This is a genomic window from Pyxidicoccus sp. M15 (genome assembly GCF_056858435.1).
On sequence record NZ_CM166495.1, the window covers coordinates 6,272,370 to 6,287,815 of the forward strand.

10 protein-coding genes are annotated in these 15,446 nt (G+C 70.2%); 5 read left to right on the top strand and 5 right to left on the bottom strand.

Features of this window, described 5'->3' with window-relative positions:
- Positions 1-30 precede the first annotated feature (30 nt).
- The gene (locus ACX9TP_RS23530; RefSeq protein WP_482981971.1) at positions 31-1,299 is read right to left on the bottom strand and encodes an MFS transporter; all 1,269 of its coding nucleotides are present in this window, start codon (positions 1,297-1,299) and stop codon (positions 31-33) included.
- Between the two features lie 300 nt (positions 1,300-1,599).
- Here ACX9TP_RS23530 and ACX9TP_RS23535 point away from each other — a divergent pair, with 300 nt between their 5' ends.
- The gene (locus ACX9TP_RS23535) at positions 1,600-3,456 is read left to right on the top strand and encodes an SBBP repeat-containing protein (RefSeq protein ID WP_482981972.1); all 1,857 of its coding nucleotides are present in this window, start codon (positions 1,600-1,602) and stop codon (positions 3,454-3,456) included.
- Between the two features lie 46 nt (positions 3,457-3,502).
- Here ACX9TP_RS23535 and ACX9TP_RS23540 read toward each other — a convergent pair whose 3' ends face one another.
- On the bottom strand, positions 3,503-4,783 hold the full coding sequence (locus tag ACX9TP_RS23540) for a hypothetical protein (RefSeq protein ID WP_482981973.1): 1,281 nt from the start codon (positions 4,781-4,783) through the stop codon (positions 3,503-3,505).
- Positions 4,784-4,876: 93 nt separating this feature from the next.
- Here ACX9TP_RS23540 and ACX9TP_RS23545 point away from each other — a divergent pair, with 93 nt between their 5' ends.
- Positions 4,877-6,031 carry a sensor histidine kinase gene (locus ACX9TP_RS23545; RefSeq protein ID WP_482981974.1) on the top strand — a complete coding sequence of 385 codons (1,155 nt, stop codon included), beginning with the start codon at positions 4,877-4,879 and terminating at the stop codon, positions 6,029-6,031.
- Positions 6,024-6,857, top strand: coding sequence for a LytR/AlgR family response regulator transcription factor (locus ACX9TP_RS23550; RefSeq protein ID WP_482981975.1), 834 nt, complete (start codon positions 6,024-6,026; stop codon positions 6,855-6,857). The genes ACX9TP_RS23545 and ACX9TP_RS23550 overlap by 8 nt, the downstream gene beginning before the upstream one ends.
- Here ACX9TP_RS23550 and ACX9TP_RS23555 read toward each other — a convergent pair.
- The 3 genes from ACX9TP_RS23555 to ACX9TP_RS23565 all read right to left on the bottom strand — a co-directional run bounded on the left by ACX9TP_RS23555 (position 6,849) and on the right by ACX9TP_RS23565 (position 12,012).
- Positions 6,849-9,431, bottom strand: coding sequence for a response regulator (locus tag ACX9TP_RS23555; RefSeq protein ID WP_482981976.1), 2,583 nt, complete (start codon positions 9,429-9,431; stop codon positions 6,849-6,851). The genes ACX9TP_RS23550 and ACX9TP_RS23555 overlap by 9 nt on opposite strands.
- A gap of 525 nt (positions 9,432-9,956) precedes the next feature.
- Complete coding sequence (locus ACX9TP_RS23560; RefSeq protein ID WP_482982209.1) at positions 9,957-11,063, bottom strand: isopenicillin N synthase family dioxygenase; 1,107 nt, start codon at positions 11,061-11,063, stop codon at positions 9,957-9,959.
- Between the two features lie 139 nt (positions 11,064-11,202).
- Entirely contained in the window at positions 11,203-12,012 is an 810-nt protein-coding gene (locus tag ACX9TP_RS23565) for a Uma2 family endonuclease (RefSeq protein ID WP_482982210.1), read from the bottom strand.
- A gap of 243 nt (positions 12,013-12,255) precedes the next feature.
- Between ACX9TP_RS23565 and ACX9TP_RS23570 the strand changes: the two genes are divergently transcribed.
- Together ACX9TP_RS23570 and ACX9TP_RS23575 are read left to right on the top strand one after the other, a co-directional pair.
- On the top strand, positions 12,256-13,536 hold the full coding sequence (locus tag ACX9TP_RS23570; RefSeq protein WP_482981977.1) for a dicarboxylate/amino acid:cation symporter: 1,281 nt from the start codon (positions 12,256-12,258) through the stop codon (positions 13,534-13,536).
- A gap of 112 nt (positions 13,537-13,648) precedes the next feature.
- Entirely contained in the window at positions 13,649-15,442 is a 1,794-nt protein-coding gene (locus tag ACX9TP_RS23575) for a thiamine pyrophosphate-requiring protein (protein ID WP_482981978.1), read from the top strand.
- Positions 15,443-15,446: the final 4 nt, after the last annotated feature.

Sequence of the window (15,446 nt, forward strand, 5' to 3'; positions counted from 1 at the left end):
ACGCAAGGGCACTTGCGTGCCCGATCCGCGTCAGGTGCTGGAGTGCGACTGGGCGGCGGGCTGCGGGCTGCCGGCGGTCTCCTCGTAGTCGAGGTCGCGGTGGAAGGTCTCCTCGATGCGCGTGAGCGCGAGGAGCGCGAAGCCGAAGCACAGGCTGCCCACCATGAGGGCCGCGTTTGCCACGGTGATGCCCTCCACGCCCTTGAGCCAGGCGAAGCCGCTGGCCGCGAGCGCCGCCGAGCCGCGCACGAAGTTGGGCACCGTCGTCGCCACGGTGGCGCGGATGTTGGTGCCGAACTGCTCGGCCGCCATCGTCACCAGCACCGCCCAGTAGCCCACGGTGATGCCCATGAAGAAGCTGAGGATGTACACCATCGTGCTGGTGAGCCCGGGGACGAGTCCGTACAGGAGCATCAGCGAGAAGCCCGCGACGAGGTTGAGGGCCACCGCGCGCTTGCGGCTCTTGAGCCACTGGCTGAAGACGCCCGCGAGCAGGTCGCCCAACGTCAGGCCGATGGAGCCGTAGAGGATGGCGTTGCCGGCCGTCACCGTGCCCTGGACGCCCAGGCCCGCCGTCAATTCGGGGGCGAAGGTGAAGAGGATGCCCGTGGTGAAGTAGATGGGCACGCCGATGAGGATGCAGCAGATGTACTTGAGGAAGCGCCCGCCTTGCAGGAGCAGGAAGGGGTTGGCGCGCGACGGGTCCATCTTCTTGGTGAACAGCTCCGACTCGGAGACCTTGAAGCGCGCGAACAGCAGCGCCAGGCCCATCAGGCCGCCGGAGATGTAGGCCGTCTTCCAGTTCAGGTGCTGGCCGACGAAGGCCGCGGCGACGATGCCGAGCATGCCCAGCGTGGCGACGACGGTGGTGCCCAGGCCGCGCTTGTCCTTCGGCAGGGACTCGGCGACCAGGGTGATGGCCGCGCCCAGCTCGCCCGCGAGGCCCACGCCGCCGAGGAAGCGGCAGATGGCGTAGCCGTTCACGTCCCAGACGAACGCGTTGGCCAGGTTGGCGAACGAGTAGAGGAGGATGGAGCCGAACATCACCGAGAGGCGCCCGCGCTTGTCGCCGAGCACGCCCCAGATGAGCCCGCCGAACATCATCCCCACCATCTGCGCGTTGTAGATGAGCAGGCCCTTCTGGAGGATCTCCGCCGGGTCCGTGATGCCGAGGTCGATGAGCGACGCGCGGCGCACCACGCCGAACAGCGTGATGTCGAAGAGGTCGACGAAGTACCCAAGCCCGGCGACCACGACGGTCAGGTTCAGGACCGAGCGGAGATCTCTCAGGAATTTCATAGGGGGATTAAGGGACCTTACGGGTCGTGGAGCAAGGGGCAAGCACCGTGCCGGGGAGGGGGCCGCCCCTTGCGAGGGCGCGTGAGATATGAATCAGCATTCAGGTCCGGACAGGCAGGCTATCCGCCCGGGACGCCCTGCCGGTCAAGACGCGGCGCGGCGTCAGGGCTTCGTCCCCTCTGGGGACGGCTTCGTCCCTGGCTCCGGCTGTTTCATCACATTGATACCGGGCGTATGGGCAGGCGTCGGTATGCCTTCGGGTGTCTCCGTGCATTCACGCACGGATTCCGAGGAGGCATCGTGAGAGTCCCGAAGTCCATCCGAAGCATCTTCCTGACGTCCGCGGTGGCCCTGGCGTCCGCGCCGGGCTGCGGGGGAGAGCAGGTCCCAGACACCGAGGCCGCGGGTACGCCGCGAAGCCAGGAGCAGGCGCTGTCCTGCGAGAACATGGTCCCGGTCATGACGGGGGCCTCCACGCCCTCCGGCCTCGTGTCACGCTCCGGTGTCTACAGCGCGTCGTACGAGGCCTGGCAGGCGTTCGACGGCACCAACTCCCTGTGGATCTCCGCGGAGAACCAGACGCCGGCCTGGATTGGCTACCAGTGGTTCAACGGGGCGAAGAGCATCCAGCGCTACGCCATCAACTACGCCAACGGCTCCATCACCACGCGAGCGCCGAAGCAGTGGACGTTCGAGGGCTGGAACGGCTCCGCCTGGGTGGTGATTGATACCCGGACGAACCAGATCAACTGGGCGGGCCACGAGCGGCGCGAGTTCGTGGTGGCGTCTCCCGGCGCGTACACCCGCTACCGGCTGAACATCACGGACGACAACGACACGCGCTCCGGCGTCGTCGTGGTGTCGATTGGGAAGCTGGAGCTGCTCAGTTGCTCCACCTCGGCCTACCCGACGAAGCAGGCCCTGTGGACGCGGACCACCGGCGCGCCGGCGGGCTTCACCCGCGTGCATGACCTCACCGGAGACCCGGCCGGCCGTACGTACATCACCGGCATGACGCAGCCGGGCCTGGACGGCGCCCCGCTCGTCGGCCTGATGGACGCCTTCCTCCAGGCGCGGGACTGGAGCGGAGCGAAGATCTTTTCGGCGCAGATTGGCGCGCCCGGCGGCATCGCCCTGGGCTACGGCATCGCGCACAACCAGACGTGGGAGGAGATCTACGTGGCCGGACTGGTGGATGGCTCCATCGACGGGACGCCGACGACGGGCTTCCGCGAGGCCTTCCTGACGAAGTACCGCTACACGGGAGTGAAGCAGTGGACCCGGCAGCTCGGGAACACGGGCTCCAAGACGGAGGGTTTTGGCGTGGCGGTGGACGGCCTGGACAACGTCCTCCTCGCCGGCACGGTGGAGGGCGCCCTGGACGGCAATCCCGCCATCGGCACGTCGGACGCCTTCGTGGCGAAGTACGACGCCGCCGGCAACCGGCTGTGGACGCGAAAGGTGGGCGCGGCGGGCACGCGGACGAACGGGCGGCGCGTCTCCGCGGATGGCGCGGGGAATGTCTACGTGTCCGGCTGGACGGCGGGGGCGCTCGACGGGAACGTGCGCATGGGGGCGCAGGACCTGTTCGTCGTGAAGTACAACGGCGCCGGCGTGAAGCAGTGGACGCGGCAGCTCGGGTCGCCTTCGACGGACGTGTGGCTGTATGGCTCGGCGGTGGACCCGGCGGGCAGCGTCTACGTCTCGGGCTACAGCGGGGGCGGCCTGGACGGCAACCCGAACCCGACGTCCGGCTCGGATGCCTTCATGACGAAGTATGACCCGGCCGGCGTGAAGCAGTGGACGCGGGAGCTCAGCGGCCCGGGCGGCGGTTCCTGGTCCATGGGGCTCTTCATCGATGCCAGCGGCGTGTACCTGTCGGGCAGCGGCTCCGGTGATGTCGGCAACGCCGCGGGCGCCAGCACGACGGCGGCGCACAACTTCGTCGCGAGGTACGACACGGCCGGCAACCGGCAGTGGGTCGTCCAGCAGGACGCAGCGCGGCTCAATGGCGCGGACGAGGTGACGTACAGCACCGGGGTGATGGTGGACGCGACCGGGAACCTGTACGTCGGGGGCTTCACCAGCGGCTCCTTCGACGGCAACACGGTGATGGGCAACCCCGACGGCTTCGTGACGAAGCTCCCGAAGCCGTAGTGGCAGTGCGGCGCGGCGGGCGTGGACACACGGGCCCGCCGCGCCGTCATTCGTCTTCGCCGGAAGGGATGGTGGCCACGATGGAGGCGGCGATGGTCTGCTGCTCTCCTTCGGGGTCGACGGCGCGGAACGCGGCCAGGCGCTCACGGGCCTCGGTGTAGCGGCGCAGGCCGACGAGCGCGACAATCTCCGCCACCCGGGCGTCTCGCACCACGAGGCGCTCCGCCCGGGTCTCTCCGGGCGCCCAGGCGTCGAGGAAGGCGCGACACGTGACGACGGACATGTCATGGAACCGCGCGTTCGCCGGTTCGGTGCATTGCTGGCGGGCGAACTCCCTGCGCAGCCGGGTGGTGGGCTCGCCGCGGCTCTCGAGCCGGGCGCACTCGGCCTCCAGCTTTTCCTCCAGGGCCCGCAGCGTGTTCTCCATCTCCCGTCGGGCGCGCTGTTCGCTGGCGAGCACCATCTCGGTGGACCTCACCGTGGTGCCGATGACGGGGGCGAGGGCGCTGTCCGGGAAGCGCTGGAGGAAGGCTGCTCCCGCCTCGGGCACCTTCGCCTTGTCGCCCTGCACGCTCAGGGCATTCACCCAGTGCCAGCCGGCCTGCTCGGCGGGGAGTCGCCCCTGGTGACGGGGCAGGTCCATCCGGAAGATGCGCTCCGCGTCCCGCGCGAGGGAGCGCGAGCGTCCCCGGATGAGCTGGCCGTCGAGCAGCTCCAGCGCCGCCGCCGAGCGCTCCCCGGCGGGCCGGTCCGGGTCATCGAGCAATGCGCGCAGCTCCGCCTCCGTGAAGTCGTGGAGGGGGAGGGCCTTGCTCGCAGGCTCCGTGGTGCGTGGTTCGAGTCGGGCGACCACCTGTCGCTTCGTGGACTCGCGGGGAGCCGGCGCCGCACCGGTGGTGGTGGTGCCGGAGCCCTGGATGGAGGTGGCCTCGCGAGGAGCCGGCAAAGCGCCGGGGGTGCCCGGGGCGCTGGTGGTGATGGACGCGCGGAGAGCGGGCGGCTCGCCGGTGGGGCCGGCCCCCTGGGTGGAGGCGGGCAACGCGCCGGTGGTACCGGGGCTGTTCGGCCCCGCTGCCGGCGCTTTGGGCGGCGGGAGCTCCGGGCGCAGGAGGAACGAGGCGACTCCGGGGAGCGCCAGGCCCGCGGCAACCATCAGGGCGGTGAGCACCGTGGAGAGCCGGAGACCGCGCGCGTTCCGGGGGCCTGGCCGCGGTTCCGGGTCGTCCTCTGCCTCCACGTACAGCGTGCCTCCACGCACCCGGGACGGAGGCGTGGGCGAGGCAGGTGGGGTGTCTTCGGGCTCGGAGCCCAGGGAACCAGTGGTCACGGCGCGGCGACAGCATAGCCTGAGGGGCCCCCTGGCTCGCCGCTCCGGGCGGTTCATCCGCTACGCTGGGCCTTCGATGGTGCGAGAGGGGTCATGAGCCACGGCGGCGCGTGGGAGACGGTGAAGGCTCCGGAGCGCCCCGGGCGTTGGCCCGCGACGCTGAAGGTGTGGGCGCTCGGCATGGCGGCGGGCACCCTGGGCGCGCTGCCGCATGCCCTGCGCGCGTATGCCCAGGAGCCGCGCGACTTCCTCTTCAAGCTGGCCCTGGAGCTGGTGCCCTACAGCGCCTGGGCGCTCCTGGGCCCGCTGGTGCTGGCCGTGTTCCAGCGCGTGCCTCCGGAGGGGGCAAGGCTGGGGCGCCACCTGGGCGTGTTGCTGGTGGCGGGCGCGGGCTTCGCCCAGCTCCACGTGCTGCTCCTCGCGCCCGTCATGGCCGTGCTCCAGGAGTGGAGCGCGCGCGGCCAGTCCTTCACAGCGGGACTGTGGGAGCTGCTGCTTCGGCGCGGCGCGGTGGGGTACTTCGAGTACCTGCTCTTCCTGGCCGCCTGGGCCGCGCTCCGGGCCGCGAGGCGCGCGCGAGAGCGGGAGCTGGCGGAGTCTCGCCTCGCGGCGCAGCTCGCGGAGACGCGGCTGCGGGCCCTGCGCGCGCAGCTGGACCCGCACTTCCTCTTCAATACGCTCAACGCCGTCACGGGCCTGGTGCGCCAGCAGCGCAACCCGGAGGCGGTGGAGGCACTGGTGGAGCTGGGCCACCTGCTGCGCGCGAGCCTGGAGGGACGCGGGGACCACGAGGTGCCACTGGAGGAGGAGCTGGAGCTGGTGCGCCGCTACCTGGGAATCGAGCAGCTCCGGTTCGGTGGCCGCCTGGAGGTGCACCTGGAGCCGGAGCCCGGGACGCTGCGCGCGCTCGTGCCGTCGCTCATCCTCCAGCCGCTGGTGGAGAACGCCATCAAGCACGGCACTGCGCGCCGCGCCGGCCGGGGCCACATCCATGTGCGCAGCGTGCGCGCCGGGGACGTGCTGCGGCTGGAGGTGCGCGACGACGGCCCCGGGCTCCGGGCGGGTGGGGCAGGGGGCACGGGCATCGGCGTGGCCAACACGAGAGACCGCATCCGTCAGCGCTATGGTGCGCCCCATGGCCTGACGCTGGTGGACCTGCCGGAGGGAGGCGTGCTCGCGCGCGTGGAGTTGCCCTTCATGGAGGCCGGGGCGGACGGGCCGGACGAGGAGGCGCGGAGCCGTGCGTGAGGGCAATGTGGAGCAGGCCGGCTGGCGCGTGCTGGTGGTGGACGACGAGCCGCTGGCTCGCGACAACGTCAAGCACCTGCTGGCCCGCGCGCCGGACGTCACGGCCGTGCGCGAGTGCGAGGGAGGACGCGAGGCCGTGGAGGTCATCCTCCGCGAGCGTCCGGACCTCGTCTTCCTCGACGTGCAGATGCCGGAGGTGGACGGCTTCGGCGTGCTGCGAGAAGTGGGGCCGGAGCGGATGCCGCCGGTCATCTTCGTGACGGCGTTCGACCGGTACGCCGTGAAGGCCTTCGAGGCGAACGCGCTCGACTACCTGCTCAAGCCCTTCGGCGACCGGCGCTTCGAGGAGGCGCTGGAGCGCGCGAGACGGCAGCGGGCCCAGGGCCGTGACAAGGCCCTGCTGGAGCGGCTGTCCGCGCTGCTCGACCTCCACCGGGCCCATGCGCCGGAGCCCGAGCGCACGGTGGCGCCCGCGCCCCCCGAGGGCGGCTACATCGAGCGCATCGCCGTGAAGACGAACGGCAAGGTGCTGCTGCTGCCCGTGCAGGAGCTGGACTGGTGCGAGGCGGAGGGCAACTACGTGGTGCTGCACGCGGGCGCCCGCAGCCCCATGCTGCGCGAGACGCTGAACCAGGTGGAGCAGTGGTTGGATCCACGCCGCTTCGTGCGCGTGCACCGCTCCACGCTCGTCAACGTGGAGCGCATCCGCGAGCTGGAGCCGGACGTCGACAAGGGCTGGGTGGTGGTGCTGCGCGACAACACGCGCCTGCGGCTGAGCCCCGGCCGCAAGGCCGCGGTGGAGGCGCTGCTGCGGCAGTCATTCTGAGCGCTGGCGTCCCACCTTCTCGAGGGCCCGCGTCAGGCGGGCGATGTCGTACGGCTTCGGCAGCACCACCGCCCGCGCCAGCGCGTCTCCGCTCCCCTGTGTCACCGTGCCGCCATGTCCGGAGGCGATGATGACGCCCAGGCCGGGCTCCGCGGCGAGAGCCCAGCGCGCCAGCTCCATGCCCGACATGCCGGGCAGGCTCACGTCGGTGAAGAGGACGTCGACGTGCGAGCTGGCCAGTACGTCCTGGGCCTCCTCCGCGCTCCCGACAGCCATCACGTCGTGCCCCAGGCTCTCCAGCAGCTCGCTCGCGGGGAGGCGGATCTGCTCGTCGTCCTCCACGAAGAGGATGCGCAGGGGCGTCACCTTCGAGGGAGCACGCCCGGCCGCCACGGCGAGCAGCTCGCGGTCCGCGAGCCGCTGCTGGCGGGCCCGGAGCAGCTGGCGCACCTTGCGGGCCAGGTCCTCCCTCCGGTAGGGCTTGCTCAGCAGGTGGACGCCGGGGTCCAACCGTCCGCCGTGGACGATGGCGTTCTCCGTGTAGCCCGACGTGAAGAGCACCTCGAGGTCCGGCAGGAGCGCCCGGGCCTGCCGCGCCAGCTCGGGGCTGCGCAGCGGGCCCGGCATCACCACGTCGGTGAAGAGCAGGTCGATGGGGATGCCGCTCTGGAGCACCGCGAGCGCGCTGACGCCATCCGAGGCCTTGAGCACGTGGTAGCCCAGCTCCGTCAGCAGCTCCACGGCCGTGGCGCGCACCTCGGGGTCGTCCTCGACGACGAGCAGCGTCTCCGTGCCGCCCTCCACCGGCTCCATGACGGTGTCGGTGCGCGCCACCTCCGCCTGGAGCGAGCGGGGGAGGTAGATCTTGATGGTCGTCCCGTGCCCCACCTCGCTGTAGATCTTGATGTGGCCACCGGTCTGCTTGACGAAGCCATACACCATGCTCAGCCCGAGCCCCGTGCCCCGGCCCTCGGGCTTGGTCGTGAAGAAGGGCTCGAAGGCCCGCTCCAGGACCTCCGGCGTCATGCCGCAGCCGGTGTCGGAGACGGCCAGCAGCACGTACTGGCCGGCCGACGCCTCCGGGTGTAGCTGGGCGTAGTGGTCATCCAGCATGGCGTTGCCGGCCTCGACGGTCAGCTTGCCTTCGCTGTCCATGGCGTCGCGGGCGTTGATGGCCAGGTTGAGGATGACGTTCTCGAGCTGGTTGGGGTCGGCGAACGTGTTCCAGAGGCCGCCGCCGATGATGGTCTCCAGCTCGACGTCCTCCCCGAGCGCTCGGCGCAGCAGGTCGTCCATGCCGCGCACCAGGCGGCCGAGGTTGATGACGGTGGGCTCCAGCGGCTGCTGCCGGGCGAAGGCGAGCAGCTGCGCCGCGAGCCTGGCGCCACGGTCGACGGCGCCCATGGCGGTGGTGACGCGCCGCCGGGCCGCGCCGTTGCCGCCCAGCTCCCGGTCCAGCAGCTGGAGGTTGCCGCCGATGACCTGGAGCAGGTTGTTGAAGTCGTGCGCCACGCCACCGGTGAGCTTGCCCACCGCTTCCATCTTCTGGGCCTGCCGCAGCGCGGCCTCCGTCTGCCGGCGCTCGGCCTCGCTGTCCTCGAGGGCGCGGGTGCGCTCGCGGACCAGTTCCTCCAGGTGGTCGCGATAGCGGCGCAGCTCGTCCTGCGCGCGCTTCTGCTCGGTGATGTCGTGGCCCTGGACGAAGATGCCGGAGGTGCTCCCGTCCGGCTCGATGACGGGCTGGTACATCAGGTCGATGTAGACCTCGTCGAGCGGGGCGCCGGGATGCCGCTGGAGGAGGACCTTCAGGCCATGGCCGACGAAGGCCTTGCCGGTGGTGATGACGCCGTCGAGCAGCTCGAAGTAGCCCTGTCCCTCCACTTCGGGAAGTGCGTCCCGGACGGTTCGGCCGATGATCTCCCGGTGCCCGACGAGCTGGTAGTAGGCCGTGTTGACGAGCTCGAAGACGTGCTGCCGGCCGCGGAGGAAGCACATGAAGCCGGGCGCCTGCTCGAAGAGTCGGCGCAGGTGGCGCCGCTCCGCGTCCAGCGTCAGGTTGGCTTCCTGGACGAAGCGGGCCCGCTGGAGGACGCCGGCTTCGACCTGTTCCGACGAGGCAGGGGTCAGGTCTCGCGCCTGCTCCGCGTCCCGCACGGCCTGCTTCAGCCGCTGCAGCTCGGTGACCTCCACGGTGTGCTGGAGGATGAAGGCCACCTCCCTGGCGGAATCGAGGATGGGCGTGTGGGTGGCGCTCCAGTACCGCTCCTCGACCACCGTGCCCTGGCCCGTCTCCCGGGGCACGCGGTAGGAAATCAGCGCGAGGCTGTCCGGGACGCGCTCGGTGAGGACCCGGTGGAAGGACTCCCGCAGCCGGCGCGCACTGGCGTTGTTCGGGTCATTCGGGTCGTTCGGGAACGCGTCCAGGACGTAGCGCCCGAGGAGGTCTTCGAGCCGGCTCGCCGTCACCCGCAGGTAGGCGGCGTTGGCCGCGACGTATCTCAGCTCGCGGTCCAACAGCATGTAGGGATTCGGCGAGGCTTCGAAGAGCGATTTGAAGTCGATGATTTCGGGCATCGTGCAGGGCGGTGGCGCTCGTCGTCCGCAACTGACCGCGCCGGGCGGGGCGTGTCGTCCCATTAACGTGAGGGCGCCGCACGATGCGACAGCGAACGTCGGGCACGGCTTGAACCGTTGAGCAAGAGGGCCTGAAGGCGCCCTCTCGTGTTGTCTCAATGACAGTCGCGACCGCGTATCGCCATCGCGCGGTAAGTGTCGTGCCTACATGAACGTGTCTTCAGCCATTTTTCAGGGGTCGCGGCGCGGCCTGGAAGCAGGGCCTCCAAGAGCAATGCCTACATGAACGTTTGCTCAGTGATTTTTGGACCGCCGGAGCGCGTGTGCGCACCGGTGCCGGCGCGGCGTGGAAATGGCCATGCCTACATGAACGAATTATCAGTTGTTTTCGGGAGCGGCAGAGGCTTCGCGCCGGGGCGCGCCGGACATGGCAAAGCCAAATGCAATCACAATCACAGACATGAAAATGTCTGTGATTGCAATTGCATGAGCTGTGATTGTGTTTTTTTTGTGTATCAGTGACGCCTACGACTCGGAGCGCTGGCGGTTGAGGCGGTCGTAGTGGCGATAGCCCAGCTTGTCGAGCGCGCTCGGGGGCGCGAGGCCGATGTCCACGAGCGTCTTGATGTCGTACGTCCCCGCGAGCACCGGCGGCGCGTAGTTCCGGACCGCGTCGGGGGTGCGGAACTTCTGCAGCGGGTAGAGCACGGTGCTGGTGTGCACGTGCATGAAGTGCGCGGCGGACTGGCGCTGCCAGCCCGGCACGCCCGGGGCGGTGATGACGTGGGGCGTGGCCAGGAAGGTGCCGCCCGTGAGGATCTCCAGTTGCTGGCCCACCTGGGCCACGATGCAGCCGGCGGGCGCGGTGCCTCGCACCATCTGCCCCTTCGGGTCCTTCTCCGTCGCGCGCGTACGGAGGTACAGGCCGCTCTTGTTGTCAGGGCCCGGCGCCGCGCGTCCGGTCGGGTCGAGGAACCGTCCCCCGGGCAGCAGCGTGAGCAGGTTGAAGTCGGTGTGCTCCTCGCCCCAGACGATGTCCGTGTTCACCTGCGACGCGGTGAGCGGCAGGTACTGGAGCGCGCGAGTGACGTGCGGAGCGCGCTGGCAGTAGTCGGCGAACACCGTCTCCGGCAGGCCCAGCGCCAGGGCCGCGCCGCGCAGGAGCTTCAGGCCGGCCTCGTGGAGGGAGCGGCCCAGCTGCATGATGCCCTCCTGGAAGTAGGCGGGCGCGTCCGGGGGCCAGACGTTCTCCGGGTACAGCTCGGGGAACTCCATGGCGGACTGCTCGTCGTTGGGGTAGGGCGCGACGAAGTAGCACTCCTTGAAGTCCGGCTGACCGTTGCCCGCGACGGCGACCTCTGTGTTCGGCGGCGTCCAGCCGCGCTGGTACCAGATGTCGGCGCGGCCGTAGGGCTTCTTGGCCTCGGCGGGGCGGGCGATGAACTCGGCGAACGCGTCGTAGTAGCGGTTGAGGGCCTGCGTGTCGACGCCGTGGTTCTTCAGATAGACGAGACCGAAGACGCCAAACGCCTCACGGAGCGCCGCGGCGCCGCGCTCGATGCGCGCCGGGTCCTCCGACGCGAGGTCGGCGAGGTCGACAGTCGGGATGTTGAGCGAAGAGGTCTCGGCCATGGTGGCCAAGGTGTATCGCTCCTCGGGCCCGAAAGGGAGGGCCTGCTGAGGGGAGAGGCGCCACCAGCCGGGGAGGCGACCGCCTCCTACCTGCCCCCGGTGTGGGAGGCAGGGGGAAAACCCGGGTCGGCCGGGGAGGTCAGTGGGGCGGGCGCTGGCCCAGCCGGGCCTCCAGCTCGGCCAGGCGTCGCTCTGCGTCCTCTCGGAGTCGAGCGGCTTCCGCCAGGCGGAGCTCCAGGTCCAGGTTCCGCAGCACCGCCTCATCCGCGCGGCGTTGGACCTGCTCCAGCGTCCCCTGCAGCTGCTCCAGCATCTCGGCGGATTCGAGCAGCAGCTTTTCGCCCGCCCACAGTCGCAGCTTCTCGTCCACGACCTCCAGCTCCAGGCCCAGCGCTTCCGAGACGAAGCGCCCCTGCCGGGGTGGCATGGGGGTGTAAGAACGCGCCCCGGGCGTCGCCAGCCGGTACCCGAACAGCTCCTCCCTCGCGCGGTCGTAGATGAAGTACTCGGGGATGCCCAGCCGGGCGTAGCGCTCCACGTTGTATTCGGCGTCCTTCTTCCGGTCGCCGCCGACGTGGACCTCCATGACCCAGTCCAGTCCCTGGCCCTCGTGGCTGACCACCCACTTGCCCCGCATGTGGGGCTCCGCATCCAGCACCACCATCAGGTCGGGCGCGAAGCGCCGCTCACCCGGGTAGTAGATGGGCAGCTCCGAGCCGATATAGACCTTGCGCTTCTTGCGGCCGAAGTAGCCCAGGAGCGCGTCCCGCGTCTCCACCTTGGCGTGGAAGTGGAGGTCTCCCTCCGGCATCGCCAGCTCTGCGTCCGTCACCTCATCGGGCAGGGACTCCACCACCCGTGCCCGCTCCTCCGGTCCCATCACATCCCACTCCGCTTGCGTGGGGGCCCGGGGGAAGGCCTCACCACGTTCGTTCGCGTGCCGTCCCATGCGCTGAAGCGTGCTGTGCACGGCCACGGTCGTCAATGCCCCCATGGGCCTCTCATCAAGCGACGGGCCGGGCCTCGGCAGCCCGCTTCACACCCGCACTTCGCGCTTTCCGGGCTCAGCCACCGTCCAACTCCAGAGGCGGTGTCCCCGTCCATGGACACTTCAACTGCCTCCCGCCCGCGAACTCCTGCGCGCCTCCATGCACTCCGTTATCGTCCGCCGTCGCTCCGTGAGGTGCCCACCGTGAAGACGCTCTTCTCCGCCTGGTTCCGCATTCCCTTCTGGCAGCGCGTGCTCGGGGGCTTCGTGCTCGGGGCGCTGGTCGGCTGGCTGGTGGGGCCTCCGGCGGGGCCGTGGCTCCAGCCGCTGGGCACGCTCTACGTCAACCTCATCAAGATGATCGCCACGCCGCTGGTGTTCTTCGCGGTCATCAACGCGGTGGCCGCGCTCCACGGGCAGAAGAGCGTGGCCGCGCTCGGCGGGAAGACGTTCCTCTGGTTCGCCATCACCGCCGCGCTCGCCGTCGGCGTGGGGCTCGCCACCGGCACCCTGCTCGAGCCCGGCGTCGGCGTGGGCCAGCTCCAGCCCGCCGAGTCCTATACGCCGCGTGAGGTCCCCGGCCCCGTGCAGGTGCTCCTCGACGTCGTGCCCACCAACCCCTTCGCCGCGCTCGCCGGAGGGAAGATCCTCCAGGTCATCTTCTTCGCGGGCCTGCTCGGCTTCGCCCTGGTCAAGCTGGGCGCGAAGACGGCGCGCCTGCGCGAGCTGGTCCGCGAGGCCAGCGACGCGATGATTCAGGTCACCCGCTTCGTGCTGGAGCTGACCCCGCTGGGCACCTTCGGCCTCATCGCCGCCCTCGTCGGCACCTACGGCTTCGAGCGCCTGCTGCCCCTGGGGCGCCTCGTGTTCGCGCTCTACCTCGCCTGCGCGCTGCACGTCCTCTTCGTCTACGGCGGCCTGCTGCTGGCGCACGGGCTCAACCCGCTGCGCTTCTTCCGCGGCGCCGCGCCCGGCATGCAGGTGGCCTTCGTCAGCTCGTCCAGCTTCGCGTCCATGCCGGTGGCCCTGCGCGCCGTCACGCACAACCTGGGCGTCAACAAGGACTACGCGGCCTTCGCCGTGCCGCTGGGCGCGAGCATCAAGATGGACGGCTGCGGCGCCATCTACCCGGCCATCGCCTCGCTCTTCGTCGCGCAGTACTTCGGCCTGCAGCTGTCCGCGTCGCAGTACTTCATCATCCTCCTGGCTTCCGTACTGGGCAGCTTCGGCACCGCGGGGGTGCCCGGCACCGCCGTGGTCATGGCCACCGTCGTGCTCAGCTCCGCCGGCCTGCCGCTGGAGGGCCTGGGCTACCTCCTCGCCATCGACCGCGTGCTCGACATGATGCGCACGCTCACCAACGTCACCGGGCAGATGCTGGTGCCGGTGCTGGTGGCCCGCGAGGAGGGGCTGCTCGACGAGGCCGTCTACAACCGCGCCGCCACCAACGTGGGCCTCGAGAAGGACGTGGCGGAGGCGGAATGACCGCCTGAGGCGGAAGCACGGCGGAGGAGGGCCCGGCTGACTGCCCGGTCTTCTTCCCCCATCTCCGATGGGTGCCCAGGTTGACCCTGCTGGCTCCAGCCCCGGGGAACCCATGAGCGCCACCGTCGCCGACTACCTCCTCTACCGCCTCTCGCAGTGGGGCGTCCGCCGCATCTACGGCTACCCCGGAGATGGCATCAACGGCATCCTCGGCGCGCTCGGGCGCACCTCCGAGTTCGACTTCGTCCAGGCCCGTCACGAGGAGATGGCCGCCTTCATGGCGTGCGCCCACGCCAAGTTCACCGGGCAGCCGGGCGTGTGTCTCGCCACGTCGGGCCCCGGCGCCATCCACCTGCTCAACGGCCTCTACGACGCGAAGCTGGACCACCAGCCGGTGGTGGCCATCGTCGGGCAGCAGTCGCGCGCGGTGCTCGGCGGCCACTACCAGCAGGAAGTCGACCTGTTGTCCCTCTTCAAGGACGTGGCCAGCGAGTACGTCACCATGGTCACCAACCCCTCCGCCGTGCGCCACGCGGTGGACCGGGCGGTGCGCGTCGCCCTCTACGAGCGCACCGTGACGTGCATCATCCTCCCCAACGACATCCAGGAGGAGACGTACCAGAAGCCGGAGCGCGCCCATGGCACCGTCCACTCCAGCGTGGGCTACAGCGTGCCGCGCGTCCTTCCTCGCGACCCGGACCTGCGGCGCGCCGCGGACGTGCTCAACGCGGGGAAGAAGGTGGCCATGCTCGTGGGTGCCGGGGCGATGAACGCCGCCGACGAGGTGGTGCAGGTGGCCGAGTTGCTCGGCGCGGGCGTGGCCAAGGCGCTGCTCGGCAAGGCCGTGTTGCCGGATGACCTGCCCTTCGTCACCGGCTCCATCGGCCTGCTCGGCACCAAGGCGAGCTGGGACCTGATGTCCGACTGCGACACCCTGCTGATGGTGGGCACCAGCTTCCCGTACTCGGAGTTCCTCCCCAAGGAGGGACAGGCGCGGGGCGTGCAGATAGACGTCGACGGCCGGATGCTCGCCATCCGCTACCCGATGGAAGTCGCCCTGGTGGGCGACAGCCAGGAGACGCTGCGCGCACTGATTCCGCTGCTCCAGCGCAAGGAGGACCGGAGCTGGCGCGACACCGTGGAGAAGAGCGTGCGCCAGTGGGGCAAGACGGCCGAGGCGCTGGCCATGGACACCGCCAACCCGCTCAACCCGCGGCGCGTGTTCTTCGAGCTGTCACCGAAGCTGCCGGACGACGTCATCCTCACGGCGGACTCGGGCTCGGGGACGAGCTGGTTCGCGCAGTACCTGCACATCCGCAAGGGGATGATGGCGTCGCTGTCCGGCAACCTGGCCACCATGGGCTGCGCGGTGCCGTACGCCATTGGCGCGAAGTTCGCCTTCCCGCACCGGCCCGTCCTCGCGGTGGCGGGCGACGGCGCCATGCAGATGAGCGGCAATGGCGAGCTCGTCACGGTGGCGAAGTACTGGCGCGAGTGGAAGGACCCGCGCTTCATCGTCCTGGTCCTCAACAACCGGGACCTCAACATGGTGACATGGGAGCAACGCGTGCTGTCCGGCGACCCGAAGCTGCCGGCGACCCAGGACCTGCCCGACTTCCCCTACGCGCGCTACGCGGAGTCCATCGGCCTCAAGGGGATTCGCGTGGACCGGCCGGAGTCGCTCTCGCGCGCGTGGGATGAAGCGCTCAGCTCGGACCGGCCCGTCATCTTCGAGGCGTACGTGGACCCCGACGTGCCGCTGCTCCCGCCGCACATCTCCTTCGAGCAGGCGAAGCACTACGCCCAGGCGCTGATGAAGGGCGACGTCAACTCGGGCGGCATCCTCAAGCAGTCCCTCAAGGGGATGGTGGGCACACTCCTGCCGCACAAGGGCGGCAAGGAGTAGGGCG

Coding starts and splice junctions, on each gene's coding strand:
- ACX9TP_RS23530 (WP_482981971.1), bottom strand. CDS start 1,299: ATGAAATTCCTGAGAGATCTCCGCTCGGTCCTGAACCTGACCGTCGTG.
- ACX9TP_RS23545 (WP_482981974.1), top strand. CDS start 4,877: ATGAGCCACGGCGGCGCGTGGGAGACGGTGAAGGCTCCGGAGCGCCCC.
- ACX9TP_RS23555 (WP_482981976.1), bottom strand. CDS start 9,431: ATGCCCGAAATCATCGACTTCAAATCGCTCTTCGAAGCCTCGCCGAAT.
- ACX9TP_RS23560 (WP_482982209.1), bottom strand. CDS start 11,063: ATGGCCGAGACCTCTTCGCTCAACATCCCGACTGTCGACCTCGCCGAC.
- ACX9TP_RS23565 (WP_482982210.1), bottom strand. CDS start 12,012: ATGGGACGGCACGCGAACGAACGTGGTGAGGCCTTCCCCCGGGCCCCC.
- ACX9TP_RS23575 (WP_482981978.1), top strand. CDS start 13,649: ATGAGCGCCACCGTCGCCGACTACCTCCTCTACCGCCTCTCGCAGTGG.